General features: G+C 68.3%; 15 protein-coding genes. All 15 read left to right on the top strand.

The features are described from left to right. Nucleotides 1–110: 110 nt before the first annotated feature. The 15 genes from rho to ACWDZ6_RS09275 all read left to right on the top strand — a co-directional run bounded on the left by rho (nucleotide 111) and on the right by ACWDZ6_RS09275 (nucleotide 15734). A complete protein-coding gene (gene rho, locus ACWDZ6_RS09345) occupies nucleotides 111–2156 on the top strand; it encodes a transcription termination factor Rho (protein ID WP_451502379.1) in 2046 nt (681 codons plus the stop codon). 307 nt (nucleotides 2157–2463) lie between these two features. Continuing rightward, nucleotides 2464–4221 (top strand): trypsin-like serine protease, encoded by a 1758-nt coding sequence (locus ACWDZ6_RS09340; protein ID WP_451502378.1) that lies wholly within the window; start codon nucleotides 2464–2466, stop codon nucleotides 4219–4221. A 184-nt stretch (nucleotides 4222–4405) separates the two neighbouring features. Beyond that, nucleotides 4406–5518 carry an LCP family protein gene (locus tag ACWDZ6_RS09335; protein ID WP_451502377.1) on the top strand — a complete coding sequence of 371 codons (1113 nt, stop codon included), beginning with the start codon at nucleotides 4406–4408 and terminating at the stop codon, nucleotides 5516–5518. A 140-nt stretch (nucleotides 5519–5658) separates the two neighbouring features. Beyond that, nucleotides 5659–5883: a 50S ribosomal protein L31 gene (gene rpmE / locus ACWDZ6_RS09330; RefSeq protein WP_326652620.1), complete on the top strand. Its 225-nt coding sequence runs from the start codon at nucleotides 5659–5661 to the stop codon at nucleotides 5881–5883. Nucleotides 5884–5997: 114 nt separating this feature from the next. Further along, complete coding sequence (prfA, locus tag ACWDZ6_RS09325; protein ID WP_451502376.1) at nucleotides 5998–7077, top strand: peptide chain release factor 1; 1080 nt, start codon at nucleotides 5998–6000, stop codon at nucleotides 7075–7077. A 34-nt stretch (nucleotides 7078–7111) separates the two neighbouring features. Then, entirely contained in the window at nucleotides 7112–7993 is an 882-nt protein-coding gene (gene prmC / locus ACWDZ6_RS09320; protein ID WP_326652622.1) for a peptide chain release factor N(5)-glutamine methyltransferase, read from the top strand. A 56-nt stretch (nucleotides 7994–8049) separates the two neighbouring features. Then, nucleotides 8050–8697, top strand: coding sequence for an L-threonylcarbamoyladenylate synthase (locus ACWDZ6_RS09315; RefSeq protein WP_366733228.1), 648 nt, complete (start codon nucleotides 8050–8052; stop codon nucleotides 8695–8697). Next, the gene (locus ACWDZ6_RS09310) at nucleotides 8694–9365 is read left to right on the top strand and encodes an arsenate reductase/protein-tyrosine-phosphatase family protein (RefSeq protein WP_389177971.1); all 672 of its coding nucleotides are present in this window, start codon (nucleotides 8694–8696) and stop codon (nucleotides 9363–9365) included. Before ACWDZ6_RS09315 ends, ACWDZ6_RS09310 begins: the two co-directional genes overlap by 4 nt. 196 nt (nucleotides 9366–9561) lie before the next feature. After that, nucleotides 9562–10833 (top strand): serine hydroxymethyltransferase, encoded by a 1272-nt coding sequence (locus ACWDZ6_RS09305; RefSeq protein WP_451502375.1) that lies wholly within the window; start codon nucleotides 9562–9564, stop codon nucleotides 10831–10833. A 106-nt stretch (nucleotides 10834–10939) separates the two neighbouring features. Continuing rightward, nucleotides 10940–12271 (top strand): MraY family glycosyltransferase, encoded by a 1332-nt coding sequence (locus ACWDZ6_RS09300; protein WP_451502374.1) that lies wholly within the window; start codon nucleotides 10940–10942, stop codon nucleotides 12269–12271. Between the two features lie 264 nt (nucleotides 12272–12535). Then, nucleotides 12536–12973: a hypothetical protein gene (locus tag ACWDZ6_RS09295; RefSeq protein WP_326652626.1), complete on the top strand. Its 438-nt coding sequence runs from the start codon at nucleotides 12536–12538 to the stop codon at nucleotides 12971–12973. Between the two features lie 225 nt (nucleotides 12974–13198). Continuing rightward, a complete protein-coding gene (atpB, locus tag ACWDZ6_RS09290; RefSeq protein ID WP_451502373.1) occupies nucleotides 13199–14020 on the top strand; it encodes a F0F1 ATP synthase subunit A in 822 nt (273 codons plus the stop codon). A 74-nt stretch (nucleotides 14021–14094) separates the two neighbouring features. Next, nucleotides 14095–14325, top strand: a complete 231-nt coding sequence (gene atpE, locus ACWDZ6_RS09285) for an ATP synthase F0 subunit C (RefSeq protein ID WP_351455642.1) — start codon at nucleotides 14095–14097, stop codon at nucleotides 14323–14325. Nucleotides 14326–14367: 42 nt separating this feature from the next. Continuing rightward, nucleotides 14368–14922, top strand: a complete 555-nt coding sequence (locus tag ACWDZ6_RS09280; protein ID WP_451502372.1) for a F0F1 ATP synthase subunit B — start codon at nucleotides 14368–14370, stop codon at nucleotides 14920–14922. Beyond that, nucleotides 14919–15734 (top strand): F0F1 ATP synthase subunit delta, encoded by an 816-nt coding sequence (locus ACWDZ6_RS09275; RefSeq protein ID WP_451502371.1) that lies wholly within the window; start codon nucleotides 14919–14921, stop codon nucleotides 15732–15734. Before ACWDZ6_RS09280 ends, ACWDZ6_RS09275 begins: the two co-directional genes overlap by 4 nt. Nucleotides 15735–15841: the final 107 nt, after the last annotated feature.

Below are 15841 nucleotides of genomic sequence, written 5' to 3'. Positions count from 1 at the left end.
TGCCGGCGGGACCACCGCTCCGGCACGGTCCGCAAGCCAGGACCGCCGTCGGACAGCACAACCGGTCGCCGAGCCAGAAGGCCGACGTCCGCTCCAGGGAAGGACCCTTCGTGAGCGACACCACCGATCTGATGGGCGTGACTGCCGACAACAACGTCGACACCGCCGCGCCCGCCGCAGGTGCTGCCACTGGCACCACCTCACGGCGCCGCCGCTCCGGCACCGGCCTCGAGGGCATGGTCCTGGCCGAGCTGCAGCAGGTCGCGTCCGGCCTCGGGATCAGGGGCACTGCGCGCATGCGCAAGAGCCAGCTGATCGAGGTCATCAAGGAGGCGCAGGCGGGCGGGGGCTCGTCCGCGCCGAAGAGCGCCGAGGCGGGCACCGGCGAGGCCGAGACCAAGCCGAAGCGGCGCGCCACCTCCAAGGCGCGCACGGGCGACGAGTCCACGGCCGCTGCCGTGAAGGCGGACAAGGCCGAGAAGGCCGTCGCCCAGCAGCAGATCGACATTCCCGGTCAGCCGGCCAGCGACGACCAGCCGGCCGGTGAGCGCCGCCGTCGTCGGGCCACCGCCCAGGCGGGCAGCCCGGACACCAAGACCGAGGCCAAGGCCGAGGCCAGGACCGAGACGGCCGTCGACGTCAAGACGGAGGCTCAGCCGGATGCCAAGGCAGAGGCCGCCGCCGACACCGCCGAGGGCCGGCGCGACCGCCAGGACCGGGGCCAGCGCGGCGAGCGTGGTGAGCGCGGCGGCGACCGCGGCGGCGAGCGCCGTGACCGTCAGCGCGACCGTCGCGGCAAGGGCGACGACCAGCAGGGCGGCCAGCGTCAGCAGCGCCAGGGCGGTCAGGGCGGCCAGGGCGGCCAGCAGGGTGGTCAGCAGGGCCCGCGTGCCGATGAGGCCGACGACGACTTCGAGGGCGGCAGGCGTGGACGCCGTGGCCGTTACCGCGACCGTCGTGGCCGTCGCGGCCGCGAGGACTCCTTCGGCAACGAGCCGCAGGTCTCCGAGGACGACGTCCTGATCCCCGTCGCGGGCATCCTGGACATCCTCGACAACTACGCGTTCATCCGGACCTCCGGCTACCTGCCGGGCCCGAACGACGTGTACGTCTCCCTCGCCCAGGTCCGCAAGAACGGCCTGCGCAAGGGTGACCACGTCACCGGCGCGGTGCGGCAGCCGAAGGAGGGCGAGCGCCGTGAGAAGTTCAACGCGCTCGTACGCCTGGACTCGGCGAACGGCATGGCGGCCGAATCCGGCCGCGGGCGCCCGGAGTTCCAGAAGCTGACCCCGCTGTACCCGCAGGACCGACTGCGCCTCGAGACCGACCACGGCATCCTGACGACCCGGATCATCGACCTCGTCGCGCCGATCGGCAAGGGCCAGCGAGGCCTGATCGTGGCCCCGCCGAAGACCGGCAAGACCATGATCCTGCAGGCGATCGCCAACGCGATCACCGTCAACAGCCCCGAGTGCCACCTGATGGTCGTCCTGGTCGACGAGCGTCCGGAAGAGGTCACCGACATGCAGCGGTCGGTGAAGGGCGAGGTCATCTCCTCGACCTTCGACCGCCCTGCCGAGGACCACACCACCGTCGCCGAGCTGGCCATCGAGCGCGCCAAGCGCCTCGTCGAGCTGGGTCACGACGTGGTCGTCCTGCTGGACTCGATCACCCGCCTGGGCCGTGCGTACAACCTCGCGGCACCGGCCTCCGGCCGCATCCTGTCCGGTGGTGTCGACTCGACCGCGCTCTACCCGCCGAAGCGCTTCTTCGGTGCCGCGCGGAACATCGAGGACGGCGGCTCGCTGACCATCCTGGCCACCGCGCTGGTCGAGACCGGCTCGCGCATGGACGAGGTGATCTTCGAGGAGTTCAAGGGCACCGGCAACATGGAGCTCAAGCTCGACCGGAAGCTCTCGGACAAGCGCATCTTCCCGGCGGTGGACGTGGACGCGTCCAGCACCCGTAAGGAAGAGATCCTGCTCGGCAGCGACGAGCTCGCCGTCACCTGGAAGCTGCGCCGGGTGCTGCACGCGCTCGACCAGCAGCAGGCGATCGAGCTGCTGCTGGACAAGATGAAGCAGACGAAGTCGAATGCCGAATTCCTGCTGCAGATCCAGAAGACGACTCCGTCCGCCGGAAACGGCAACGACTGACGTCCTTTCGCAGTGAACGAGACCGCCCCGGCACGGAAGTGACGGGGCGGTCTCGTTTTCGCGTACGCCCCACCAGTCGCTGGTCAACCCGCAGTTGACGGGCGTAGCATGCCCTGGTTACTGGTGGGGGGGAATTCCGCCGCAGTACCGAGAGAGGTCGGGGGGCCTCGGATCCGGACTGCCTTGTTACTCGTGAGCCCCACCGCTACCCGTTTGTCTTCCGGTGGTGCGCCGTGCGCTCCGCCGGTTCAACCCGAGGGGTTACCGAGTGCAGATTCGCACCCGTGGTGGTCGGCACAAGCGCCGAATGAGAATCGCGGTCCCGGCCGCCGCCGCAGTCATCGCATTGGTCGGTACCGGTGTCGCCATGTCCGGCTCCCAGGCCGCGGAGGCCGGTCAGCAGCCGAAGATCAGCTACGACGCGACGAAGCCCGCGGCGCCGTCCACCAAGGAGCTGCGCGAGCGCGTCATCGGGGCCATGGTGGCCGATGCCCGCGACACCAAGGCGCCCCGTGAGGCAGCGACCAACGCTCCGACGCGTGACCCGAGGATCATCGGCGGCAACGAGACGACCATCTCCACCGCGCCGTGGATGGCCCAGGTCCACTACACGGACGACATGGGCACCCCTGACGACACCAGCGACGACCTGGGCTACTTCTGCGGTGGTGTGGTGATCGCCCCGACGAAGGTCGCCACGGCGGCGCACTGCGTCAAGGGCCGCAAGTTCTACCAGGGCGGCGCCATCATCACCGGCACCGACCAGCTCCCCACGCAGGACACCGCCGGCAACTGGGACTTCCACGGCGGCAAGCTCGTCGGGGCGTACCGGCAGTGGAACCACCCGGGATACAGCAGCGCCACCATCGACAACGACGTGGCCGTCCTGACGCTGACCGAGCCGGTCGCCGTCAAGCCGCTGAAGATCGTGCAGCCCACCGACTCGGCCGTCTACACGCCGGGTACGGACGCGAAGGTGTACGGCTGGGGCCGCACCAGCTCCACCGAGCCGGGCATCTCGCAGACGCTCAAGACGGCCGACGCGGACATCAACTCCAACAGCACCTGCAGCGCCGCCTACCCCGGCGGATTCATCGCCGGCCACATGGTCTGTGCCGGCGCTCCGCCGACCGGCTCCGACGCGACGTCCGAGACCGCGTGCAACGGCGACTCCGGCGGCCCGCTGGTGGCCGGCGGCAAGCTCGTCGGCCTGGTGTCCTGGGGCGATGTGAACTGCTCGGCCGCGGGCAAGTACACGGTCTACGCGAAGGTGTCCACGTACTCCGCGCAGATCCAGTCGCGGGCGGACGACACCAACTGGAACAACGACCACACGGCCGACCTGCTGGCCCGCCGCGCCTCGGACAGCACGCTCTTCGGCTGGACCTCGAAGGTGACCGGCCTCACACGCACGTTCAACCACGGCAACTTCGGCGGCATCAACCTGATGGCGCAGAACGACCTGAACCGCGACGACTTCGGCGACATGCTGTACCGCGTCAGCAACGGCGACGTGTTCTGGGACCACTACAACCCGGCTCTCGACGAGTGGGAGTCCAAGCTGGTCGCCAAGGCCTGGGGCTCGTACAAGCAGATCCTGACGCCCGGCGATGTCACCGGCGACGACCTGCCCGACATGCTGGCGGTCAACTCCGCGGGCAAGCTCTACATCTACCCGGGCAAGGGCAACGGCGGCTTCGCCGCGCCGGTCCTGGTCGGCAGCGGCTGGGGTCAGTACGGCATGGTCCGCGGTCACGGTGACTTCACCGGCGACGGCAACGCCGACCTCCTCGCGCGTGCCTCCGACGGCCAGACGTACCTCTACAAGGGCACCGGCAATGTCTCCGCCGCCTTCGCGCCGCGGGTGCTGGTGGGTGCCTTCAGCAGCATGAACGCCCTGGTCACCACAGGCGACGTGAACAGCGACGGCAACGCCGACCTGCTCGCCCGTGACACCACCGGCAAGCTCTGGCTCTACCCCGGTAACGGAAAGTCCACGGGTGGGATCTTCGCCACACGTGTCGCCTTCGGTACCGGCTGGCAGGCGTACAACCTCTTCGGCTAAAGCCCCATCGCACACGCCGACTTGTGCCCACCGCGCAGTGCGCGGTGGGCACCAGGCGTTTCTCAGGGGGCTCTCAGGCTCCTGTGCAACCCTTCATGGTGCTTCACCGTCTGACCAAGTGCCGACAATCCGCGCCTGAACACCACGGCAGGGGGTAGCGGGACCACAAAGAGCCGAGGAGAGCATGGGCGAGCAGAGCAGCACCGAAAGCCGAATACGCAGCCGCGGCAAGCGCCGTAAGCAGCCCAGCGGGGGCCGCCGGGCGCTGACCATCGCCGCGTGGTCCGCCGCGGGTCTGGTGCTGGTCGGTGGTTCCGGTCTCGGTTACGTCTACTTCAAGCTCAACGGCAACATCCAGGGCGTCGACATCAATGCCGCACTCGGCCCCGACCGCCCCGAGAACGTCGACAACGGCTCCATGGACATTCTGGTCCTGGGCTCCGACTCCCGCTCCGGCGCGAACGCCGAGTACGGCGTCGACGAGGGCGCCGCCCGTTCCGACACCGCGATGATGGTGCACGTCCACGAGGGCCACAAGAAGGCCAGCGTCGTCTCGATCCCGCGCGACACCCTTGTCGAGCGACCGCGGTGTGCCGGCGAGAAGGGCTCATCCGCGTCCGTCTCCGGCGCGAAGCGCGCCATGTTCAACACCGCGTACGAGGTCGGCGGTCCGGCCTGCGCGGTGAAGACCGTCGAGAAGATGTCCGGCATCCGCATGGACCACTACATCGAGGTCGACTTCACCGGCTTCAAGAAGCTCATCGACGAGCTCGGCGGCGTCGAGATCACCACCACCAAGACGATTGACGACTCCAAGAGCCATCTGCACCTGAAGCCCGGCACGCACACCCTCAACGGGGAGAAGTCGCTCGGTCTCGTACGGACCCGCAAGAGCGTCGGCGACGGCAGCGACCTCGGCCGGATACAGCTCCAGCAGGCGTTCATCAAGGCGTTCATCAATCAGGTCAGGAACGTCGGCGTCTTCACCGACCCGAAGAAGCTCTACGACGTCGCCGACACCGGCACCAAGGCGATCACGCCCGATTCCGAGCTCGACTCCGTCAAGGAGCTGATGAGCTTCGCCAAGGGGCTCAGCGGTCTCGGCCCCCAGGACGTGCACATGATCACGATGCCGGTGGAGTACGACCCCGCCGACCCCAACCGCGTGATCCCGATCAAGACGGCCTCCCGGCAGGTCTGGACCGCGCTCAAGCAGGACAAGCCCATCCCCGCCTCCGCCGTCAAGGACTCCGCCGGCGACAAGGGCGCTGCCGGTTCCCTCGTACAGAGCCGCTGAAGCGCGGCAGGGAATACCTCCGGCCCGACCCCGGTTTTGGGAGATACGGCCGGTCCTGGCAGACTGGTACGTCGGCCCCGGTTCACGTACGAGCAATCCGCGTGTACGACCCGGTGCCCTCCCGAAACTAGGAGACACCCTTGAAGCGCGACATCCACCCCCAGTACGTCGAGACCCAGGTCAGCTGCACCTGTGGCGCGTCGTTCACCACCCGTAGCACCATCGAGTCCGGCAACGTCCGTGCCGAGGTCTGCTCCGAGTGCCACCCGTTCTACACGGGCAAGCAGAAGATCCTCGACACCGGTGGCCGTGTGGCCCGCTTCGAGGCCCGCTTCGGCAAGGCTGCCGGCTCCGCCAAGAAGTAGCGAGCCACTGCGCCGGCCCTTGGCCGCCCCTGCTCGGGGTGGCCGAGGCCGGCGCTTTGTCCATTCTGAGCAGCAACCCTTTCGTGTACTCGCGTACAAAACCAGGAGCACCCGATGTTCGAGGCGGTCGAGGAACTGATCGGCGAGCACGCCGATCTTGAGAAGAGGCTCGCCGACCCTTCGGTCCACGCGGACCAGGCGAACGCGCGCAAGCTCAACAAGCGTTACGCCGAGCTGACCCCGATCATCGGCACGTACCGCTCCTGGAAGCAGACCGGGGAAGACATCCAGACCGCGCGTGAACTGGCCGTCGACGACCCGGAGTTCGCCGCCGAGGTCAAGGAGCTGGACAAGCAGCGCGACGAGCTCACCGAGAAGCTGCGGCTGCTGCTCGTGCCGCGCGACCCCAGCGACGACAAGGACGTCATCCTCGAGGTCAAGGCCGGCGCGGGCGGCGACGAGTCCGCCCTGTTCGCCGGTGACCTGCTCCGGATGTATCTGCGCTACGCGGAGCGCGTCGGCTGGAAGACCGAGATCATCGACGCCACCGAGTCCGAGCTGGGCGGCTACAAGGACGTCCAGGTCGCGGTGAAGACCAAGGGCGGCCAGGGCGCGACCGAGCCGGGACAGGGCGTCTGGGCGCGGCTGAAGTACGAGGGCGGAGTGCACCGCGTGCAGCGGGTGCCGGCCACCGAGTCCCAGGGCCGTATCCACACCTCCGCCGCAGGCGTCCTGGTGACGCCCGAGGCGGAGGAGATCGACGTCGAGATCCACGCCAACGACCTGCGGATCGACGTCTACCGCTCGTCGGGCCCCGGCGGCCAGTCCGTCAACACCACCGACTCCGCGGTGCGCATCACGCATCTGCCGACCGGCATCGTCGCTTCCTGCCAGAACGAGAAGAGCCAGCTCCAGAACAAGGAGCAGGCGCTGCGTATCCTGCGCTCCAGGCTGCTTGCCGCGGCACAGGAGGAGGCGGAGAAGGAGGCGTCGGACGCCCGTCGCAGCCAGGTCCGTACGGTCGACCGTTCCGAGAAGATCCGGACGTACAACTTCCCGGAAAACCGGATCTCCGACCACCGCGTCGGCTTCAAGGCGTACAACTTGGACCAGGTGCTCGACGGGGATCTGGACGCCATGATCCAGGCCTGTGTCGACGCCGACTCCGCCGCCAAGCTCGCCGCCGCCCAGTAAGCCCAGTACACCGCCCCAGCCCCGGAGGACCAGCGTGCAGCTAACTCCCGGGGGACGACCCCCGTCCCCCCGTTCTGTGCTGCTTGCCGAGGTGGCCCAGGCCACCCAGCGGCTGGCCGACGCCGGCGTGCCCTCGCCGCGCTTCGACGCGGAGGAGCTCGCCGCGTTCGTGCACGGCGTGAAGCGGGGAGAGCTGCACAACGTCAAGGACACGGACTTCGACGCCCGTTACTGGGAGGCGGTCGCCCGCCGCGAGGCCCGTGAGCCGCTCCAGCACATCACCGGACGCGCCTTCTTCCGCTTCCTCGAACTGCAGGTCGGCCCCGGCGTCTTCGTACCGCGCCCGGAGACCGAGTCGGTCGTCGGCTGGGCCATAGACGCCGTACGGGCCATGGATGTGGTCGAGCCCCTCATCGTCGATCTGTGTACGGGCTCCGGGGCCATCGCGCTCGCCATGGCGCAGGAGGTGCCGCGCTCGCGGGTACACGGTGTGGAGCTCTCCGAGGACGCGCTGCGGTGGACCCGCAAGAACGCCGAGGGCTCCCGCGTCACCGTGCACCAGGGCGACGCGCTGACCGCTCTGCCGGAGCTCGACGGCCAGGTCGACCTGGTCATCTCCAACCCGCCGTACATCCCGCTCACCGAGTGGGAGTATGTCGCGCCCGAGGCCCGTGACCACGACCCGGGCATGGCGCTCTTCTCCGGCGAGGACGGCCTGGACACCATCCGCGGCATCGAGCGGACCGCTCACCGGCTGCTGCGGCCCGGCGGCCTGGTGGTCATCGAGCACGCCGACACCCAGGGCGGCCAAGTGCCGTGGATCTTCAACGAGGAAGCGGGCTGGGCGGACGCGGCCGACCATCCCGACCTGAACCGGCGGCCGCGCTTCGCGACCGCACGCAAGGCCATGCCGTGACCGGCAATCCTGAACCGCAGCATCATCTCCAGACCCTGTCCGAGGAGGGCCGTTAAATGGCACGGCGATACGACTGCAACGACGCGACCGACCGTACGACCGGTCTGCGTGAAGCCGCGTCGGCCATTCGCCGCGGCGAGCTGGTCGTGCTGCCCACCGACACCGTGTACGGGATCGGTGCGGACGCCTTCGGTTCCGAGGCAGTCGCCGACCTGCTGGCGGCCAAGGGGCGCGGCCGCAATATGCCCACCCCTGTCCTCATCGGCTCCCCGAACACCCTGCACGGCCTGGTCACCGACTTCTCCGAGCAGGCCTGGGAGCTGGTCGACGCCTTCTGGCCGGGCGCGCTGACCCTCGTCACCAAGCACCAGCCCTCGCTGCAGTGGGACCTGGGCGACACCCGGGGCACCGTCGCGATCCGGATGCCGCTGCACCCGGTCGCGATCGAGCTGCTCACCGAGGTCGGCCCGATGGCCGTCTCCAGCGCCAACCTCACCGGACATCCGGCGCCGGAGGACTGTGACGCCGCGCAGGAGATGCTCGGCGACGCGGTCTCGGTATACCTGGACGGCGGCCCGACGCCGGGCATCGTCCCGTCCTCGATCGTCGACGTCACCGGCAAGGTCCCGGTCCTGCTGCGCGAGGGGGCGCTCTCACCGGACGAGCTGCGCAAGGTCGTACCCGACCTCGAGGTGGCCAATTGACCGCCCCTGAGGGGCGTGGCATAGCGGAATCCTGGGGGTCCCCCCGGGCGGAGTCTGGGGGAAACACCTCCACTTTCCGCATCCTCCACGTCAGCACCGGCAACGTCTGCCGCTCGCCGATCACCGAGCGGCTGACCCGCCATGCCCTGAGCGACCGCCTCGGCGATCCGCTGACGGGCGGACTGATCGTGGAGAGCGCCGGCACCTGGGGCCACGAAGGTGCCCCGATGGAGGCCAACGCCGAGATCGTCCTGGCCGACTTCGGCGCGGACGCGACCGGTTTCGTCGGCCGCGAACTCCTCGACGAGCATGTGATCCGCGCCGACCTCGTCCTCACCGCGACGCGGGACCACCGCGCGCAGGTGATCTCGATGGGTCACTCGGCGGGCCTGCGGACCTTCACGCTCAAGGAGTTCACCCGGCTTGTACGGGCGATCGACCCGACAACATTGCCGGAGCCGCACGAGGGCGTCGTCGAGCGCGCTCGTGCCCTGGTCAGGGCGGCGGCGGCGCTGCGCGGCTGGCTGCTCGCCCCGAGCCCGGACGCCGACGAGGTCTACGACCCCTACGGTGCGCCGATCACGTTCTTCCGCTCGATCGGCGACGAGATCAACCAGGCGCTGGACCCTGTGGTGACGGCTCTGACGGGGGTCCCGGCGCGGCACTGACGGCTCGCCCGGACGATCGGCGCGCATCGCGCGTCGCACCGGCCTACATTGGTTTCCACTGGGATTCACCCTCGCGAGGACGATCCGCTCAGCCCTGCCGAACTCCTCGGCCGGGGGCCGGGCCCGCGGCGTCGGTCGCTGGTATCACCGTCCCCGGGAGGACACAGCCACGGCCCGCCCACGCCTGGAGCCTCAGATGCCGGTCACCGCTGCACCAGACGCCGCCCGCATCACCACCCCCGGCGCGGATTTCGAAGCCCTGCGCCGACAGGACCCGCAGATCGCCGAAGTGGTCCTGGGAGAGCTGGGACGCCAGAGCGACAGCCTCCAGCTCATCGCCGCCGAGAACTTCACCTCGCCCGCGGTCCTCGCCGCCCTCGGCTCCCCGCTCGCCAACAAGTACGCCGAGGGCTACCCCGGCGCCCGCCACCACGGCGGCTGCGAGCTGGTCGACGCGGCCGAGCGGATCGCCGTCGAGCGTGCCATCGCTCTCTTCGGCGCCGAACACGCCAATGTGCAGCCGCACTCCGGCTCCTCCGCGGTCCTCGCGGCGTACGCGGCGCTGCTGAGGCCCGGCGACACCGTGCTCGCCATGGGACTGCCGTACGGGGGGCATCTCACCCACGGGTCGCCCGCGAACTTCTCCGGACGCTGGTTCGACTTCGTCGGTTACGGCGTCGACGCCGAGACCGGACTGATCGACTACGACCAGGTGCGCGTCCTGGCCCGGCAGCACCGGCCCAAGGCCATCGTCTGCGGCTCGATCTCCTACCCCCGCCATCCCGACTACGCGGCACTGCGCGAGATCGCGGACGAGGCGGACGCCTATCTGATCGCCGATGCCGCGCACCCGATGGGCCTGATCGCCGGCGGTGCGGCCCCCAGCCCCGTCCCGTACGCCGATGTGGTGTGCGCCACCACCCACAAAGTGCTCCGCGGGCCACGCGGCGGGATGATCCTCTGCGGTTCCGCCCTGGCCGCACGCATCGACCGGGCGGTCTTCCCCTTCACCCAGGGCGGCGCCCAGATGCACACGATCGCCGCCAAGGCCGTCGCCTTCGGTGAGGCGGCGACGCCCGCCTTCGCGGCGTACGCCCATCAGGTCGTCGCCAATGCGCGGGTACTGGCCGAGGGACTCGAGGCGGAGGGCTTCGCGGTGCTGACCGGCGGCACCGACACCCATCTGATCGGCGCGGATCCAGCTCCGCTGGGTGTGGAGGGCAAGGTGGCCCGTGGCCGTCTCGCCGCGGCGGGTATGGTCCTCGACACCTGCGCACTGCCGTACGGGGACGGGCGCGGCATCCGGCTGGGCACCGCTGCCGTCACCACCCAGGGCATGCGCGAGGCGGAGATGGCGCGGATCGCGGCACTCTTCACGGCGGCGATGCGTGAGGACGGCGAGGAGGCGCGGAAGATCCGTGCGGAGGTGCGGGAGCTGACGGGTAGATTTCCGCCTTATCAGGGGTAGCCGGTACGTCGTGCAACCGTCGTCGGCTCCCGTATGTCCTCAAGCATGTGGCTACCAGAGCTAGGGTGTGGGGCTGAGATGGCCAGCGATTCCTGTGGGGCAGCCCGTGCGTGATTACCTGCTGACGCTCTGTGTCACGGCTGCGGTGACGTATCTGCTGACCGGGCCGGTGCGGAAGTTCGCCATCGCGACCGGTGCGATGCCGCAGATCCGTGCCCGCGATGTACACCGAGAGCCGACACCGAGACTCGGCGGCATCGCCATGTTCTTCGGCCTGTGCGCGGGCCTGCTCGTCGCCGACCATCTGCAGAACCTCAACAGCGTCTTCGAGCTGTCCAACGAACCGCGCGCACTGCTCTCCGGCGCGGCGCTGATCTGGATCATCGGTGTCCTCGACGACAAGTTCGAGATCGACGCCCTGATCAAGCTCGGCGGCCAGATGATCGCCGCGGGTGTGATGGTGATGCAGGGTCTGACGATCCTGTGGATCCCCGTGCCCGGCGTCGGCACCGTCTCGCTGACCCAGTGGCAGGGCACCCTGCTGACCGTCGCCCTCGTCGTCATCACCATCAACGCGGTGAACTTCGTGGACGGCCTGGACGGCCTCGCCGCCGGCATGGTCTGCATCGCCGCCGCGGCCTTCTTCCTGTACGCGTACCGGATCTGGTTCAGCTACGGCATCGAGGCCGCCGCTCCCGCGACTCTGTTCACCGCGATCCTGATGGGCATGTGCCTGGGCTTCCTGCCGCACAACATGCACCCCGCGCGGATCTTCATGGGCGACTCGGGGTCGATGCTGATCGGTCTGGTGCTCGCGGCGGCCGCGATCTCGGTGACAGGACAGGTGGACCCGGACGCCCTGAAGATCTTCGAGGGCAGCACCCGCCAGGCCACGCACGCGGCGCTGCCGGTCTTCATCCCGCTGCTGCTGCCGCTGACGATCATCGCGATCCCGGTCGCGGACCTGGTGCTCGCGATCGTCCGCCGTACCTGGAACGGGCAGTCGCCGTTCGCCGCGGACCGTGGCCATCTGCACCACCGGCTGCTGGAGGTCGGACACTCGCACAGCCGCGCGGTCCTGATCATGTACTTCTGGTCGGCGCTGATCGCGTTCGGTGTCGTCGCGTACTCGGTGCACTCGGCGTCGATGTGGAGCGTTCTGCTCATTGTGGCGCTGAGCGCTGTGGGCCTGGTGCTTCTGCTGCTGCCGCGCTTCACTCCGCGCGCCCCGCGCTGGGCGGAGGGTTTCGTTCCGCCGCGTTACCGGCGCCGCGAGGTGCTTCCGGAGTCTTCTGTTCCGGCGCTTGCGTACGAGCCGGAGGCGTCGGAGGGGGCGTCCGAGGAGCGGCCCCCGGTTCCGGCGGGCGTCAACGGAGCGACTGCTATCGGCCCCCGTTCGCGTTTCCCTGACCGGCGGAAGGCCGGAACCCGCGGGTGACGTGTCGCTGCATGTCCGCCCATTACCAGACATGGCGACCAGTTTGAGTGCACACACGCGCGCACTCACTCTCATGTGTGACAGTCAGCACACCCCTCAGGTAAAGACCTCATCAAATAGTTTGTGATACCGTTCACGAGACCCGGAGACGAGCCGAGGGACCGTAGTGCGACGGTTCTTTGGCCCCGAGGACCCAACTCGGACCGGGCCTACGCTCGTCCATGACGACACCACTGCCCCCACCAAGCAAGCGGAGCTGCCGCCATGCCGTCCAACGACGTCCGGACTCTCCTTCGAGTCGCCGTACCCACCGCTGTCGCCGGCGCTGTTGCCGTCGGGATCAGTGCGTTGGTTGCCGGTGGTAAGGGAGCTCTCGGAGCTGTCGTTGCGACGTTGATCGTGATCCTCTTCATGGGGATCGGGCTGGTGGTCCTGGAGCGGACGGCCAAGTCGCTTCCGCATCTGTTCCAGGCCATGGGGCTCATGCTCTATACGGCACAGATTCTGCTGCTGTTCATCTTTGTCGCCGCGTTCAAGAACACCACGTTGTTCAACCCCAAGGCCTTCGCGATCACGCTGGTCGCAGCGACCCTCGTGTGGATCGCCGCGCAGACCCGTGCGCACATGAAGGCCAAAATCCTTTATGTCGAACCGGACTCCTCCGAGGGCAAGAAGCCCGAGAACAAGGGGTCTTCCTCGTGAGGGGTAGGGCCGGTATAAGCGGGCGTTCGCGATCCTGCTATCGTCCGGTGCCAACTGCGGCACTGCGGGCGCGGGCATCTGAGCTGACGCCTGCTCAATCGCGAGGCTCCCTGCCTGCCAGCCGCCCCCACATTCGTAACACCAGTCCAGTGCCGATCAGCGGCTGTGCGCCGCGCCGACACAACGAGGTTGCCGTACCTATGCGCCACGCTGAAGGAGCCCGCGGTGAGTGCTGACCCGACCACGGTGCTCGCCTTCGAGACCGACTGTCACATTTTTTCTGGGTGTGGCTTCGACGCTCCGGGCCTGCACTCGTTCCTCTTCGAGCCGATCTTCGGTAACGCGGACAGCAACATCTACTTCAACAAGCCGATGCTGCTCGCTCTGCTCGGTTCCATCATCGTGGTGAGCTTCTTCTGGGCGGCCTTCCGTAAGCCGAAGGTTGTTCCCGGCAAGCTCCAGATGGTCGCCGAGACCGGCTACGATTTCGTCCGCCGCGGCATCGTCTACGAGATCATCGGCAAGAAGGCCGGCGAGAAGTACGTCCCGCTGATGGTCTCGCTGTTCTTCTTCGTCTGGATGATGAACCTCTGGTCGATCATTCCGCTCGCCCAGTTCCCGGTGACCTCGATCATCGCCTACCCGGCGGCTCTCGCGGCCATCGTCTATGTCGTCTGGATGAGCCTCACCTTCAAAACCCACGGTTTTGTCGGCGGCTTCAAGAATCTGACCGGCTACGACAAGTCGCTCGGTGCGGTTCTCCCGATGGTCATGGTCATCGAGTTCTTCTCGAACGTGCTGGTCCGCCCCTTCACGCACGCGGTCCGACTCTTCGCGAACATGTTCGCCGGACACACTCTGCTGCTGCTCTTCACGATCGCCAGCTGGTACCTGCTGAACGGAATCGGCATTGCCTACGCCGGTGTCTCGTTCGTGATGGTCCTGGTCATGACGATCTTCGAGCTTTTCATCCAAGCGGTTCAGGCATACGTCTTCGTGCTCCTGGCCTGCAGCTTCATCCAGGGCGCGCTCGCCGAGCACCACTGACCGCCCACCCCTGAACCCCATTGTCGTCCGGTGGCCAACCCCCACCGGTCCGTGAAAGAGAAGGAAGAACTGGCATGTCCCAGACCCTTGCTGCCGTCAGCGGTTCCCTCGGCTCCGTCGGTTACGGCCTCGCCGCCATCGGCCCCGGCGTCGGCGTCGGCATCATCTTCGGTAACGGCACCCAGGCTCTTGCTCGCCAGCCCGAGGCGGCCGGCCTGATCCGCCAGAACCAGATCCTCGGGTTCGCCTTCTGTGAGGCGCTCGCCCTGATTGGTCTGGTCATGCCGTTCGTCTACGGCACGTGATCTTCGGATCCTCGACCAGCCAACTAGACGAAAGGCACTGATGTGAACCCTCTGGTTCAGCTTGCGGCCGAGAAGGCGGAAAACCCCCTCGTCCCGCCGATTCCAGAACTCGTCATCGGCCTGCTCGCCTTTGTCATCGTCTTCGGTTTCCTCGCCAAGAAGCTCCTCCCGAACATCAACAAGGTTCTGGAAGAGCGCCGAGAGGCTATCGAGGGTGGCATCGAGAAGGCTGATGCGGCCAAGATCGAAGCCGAGAGTGTGCTCGAGCAGTACAAGGCTCAGCTCGCCGAGGCCCGCCACGAGGCCGCTCGTATGCGCCAGGAGGCGACCGAGCAGGGCGCCGCGATCATCCAGGAGATGAGGGCGGAAGGCCAGCGGCAGCGTGAGGAGATCATCGCTGCCGGTCACGCCCAGATCGAGGCCGACCGCAAGACCGCGGCCGCGGCACTGCGTCAGGACGTGGGCAAGCTCGCCACCGACCTGGCCGGCAAGATCGTCGGTGAGTCCCTTGAGGACTACACCCGACAGAGCCGCACCATCGACCGCTTCCTCGAGGCTCTCGAGGACGGCGCTTCGAAGGCCGAGGCCACGCGATGAACGGAGCGAGCCGCGAGGCACTGGCTGCCGCACGCGAGTCTCTCGACGCGCTGACCGACAACACGTCGGTCGACGTGGCGAAGCTCGCCGAGGAGCTGGCCGCCGTCACCGCGCTGCTCCACCGTGAGGTGTCGTTGCGTCGGGTCCTGACCGACCCGGCGCAGTCCGGCGAGGCCAAGGCCGAGCTGGTCGGGCGGCTGCTGAGCGGTCAGGTGGGCAGCGAAGCCGTCGACCTGCTCGCGGGCATGGTCCGCTCCCGCTGGTCGCGGTCGCGCGATCTGGTCGACGCGGTCGAGGAGCTGGCGGCCACCGCCGACCTCACCGCGGCGCAGCGGGCCGGTGCCCTCGACGACGTCGAGGACGAGCTGTTCCGCTTCGGCCGGATCGTCGCCTCCAGCGTCGAGCTGCGTGCCGCGATGACCGACAGGTCGGCTCCGGCGTCCGCCAAGGGCGGCCTGGTGCGCGGGCTGCTCGACGGCAAGGCGAATCCGGTCACCGAGCGGCTGGTCGTCCGTCTTGTGACCCAGCCCCGGGGACGTAGCCTGGAAGCTGGACTCGAGTCCCTGTCCAAGCTCGCCGCGGCGCGCCGGGACCGGATGGTCGCGGTCGTCACCTCGGCGGTGCCGCTGACCGATGAGCAGAAGCAGCGCCTCGGCGCCCGTCTGTCTCGCATCTACGGCCGAGAGATGCACCTCAACCTCGACGTGGACCCCGAGGTCCTCGGCGGAGTGCAGGTGCGCGTCGGCGACGAGCTGATCGACGGCACCACCGCGGCACGTCTCGACGAGGCTGGCCGCCGCATCGCCGGCTGACCAGCCACCAACTGAACAAGCAGTACGAAGCAGTACGAGCGGCCCGGTTGGGCCGTGCAGAGATTGCAGAAGATTCCTGGGGGTCGGCCCCCAGACCCCCTAAGAAA

The organism is Streptomyces sp. NPDC002926 (genome assembly GCF_053591755.1).
Note: the sequence above shows the minus strand (reverse complement) of the source record. Positions and strands in the feature narration are given on the sequence as shown.

What these genes read in the sequence shown, in the direction of transcription:
- ACWDZ6_RS09340 (WP_451502378.1), top strand. Translation starts at nt 2,464, where the DNA reads ATGAGAATCGCGGTCCCGGCCGCCGCCGCAGTCATCGCATTGGTCGGT.
- ACWDZ6_RS09335 (WP_451502377.1), top strand. Translation starts at nt 4,406, where the DNA reads ATGGGCGAGCAGAGCAGCACCGAAAGCCGAATACGCAGCCGCGGCAAG.
- prfA (WP_451502376.1), top strand. Translation starts at nt 5,998, where the DNA reads ATGTTCGAGGCGGTCGAGGAACTGATCGGCGAGCACGCCGATCTTGAG.
- ACWDZ6_RS09315 (WP_366733228.1), top strand. Translation starts at nt 8,050, where the DNA reads ATGGCACGGCGATACGACTGCAACGACGCGACCGACCGTACGACCGGT.
- ACWDZ6_RS09305 (WP_451502375.1), top strand. Translation starts at nt 9,562, where the DNA reads ATGCCGGTCACCGCTGCACCAGACGCCGCCCGCATCACCACCCCCGGC.
- ACWDZ6_RS09295 (WP_326652626.1), top strand. Translation starts at nt 12,536, where the DNA reads ATGCCGTCCAACGACGTCCGGACTCTCCTTCGAGTCGCCGTACCCACC.
- atpE (WP_351455642.1), top strand. Translation starts at nt 14,095, where the DNA reads ATGTCCCAGACCCTTGCTGCCGTCAGCGGTTCCCTCGGCTCCGTCGGT.
- ACWDZ6_RS09275 (WP_451502371.1), top strand. Translation starts at nt 14,919, where the DNA reads ATGAACGGAGCGAGCCGCGAGGCACTGGCTGCCGCACGCGAGTCTCTC.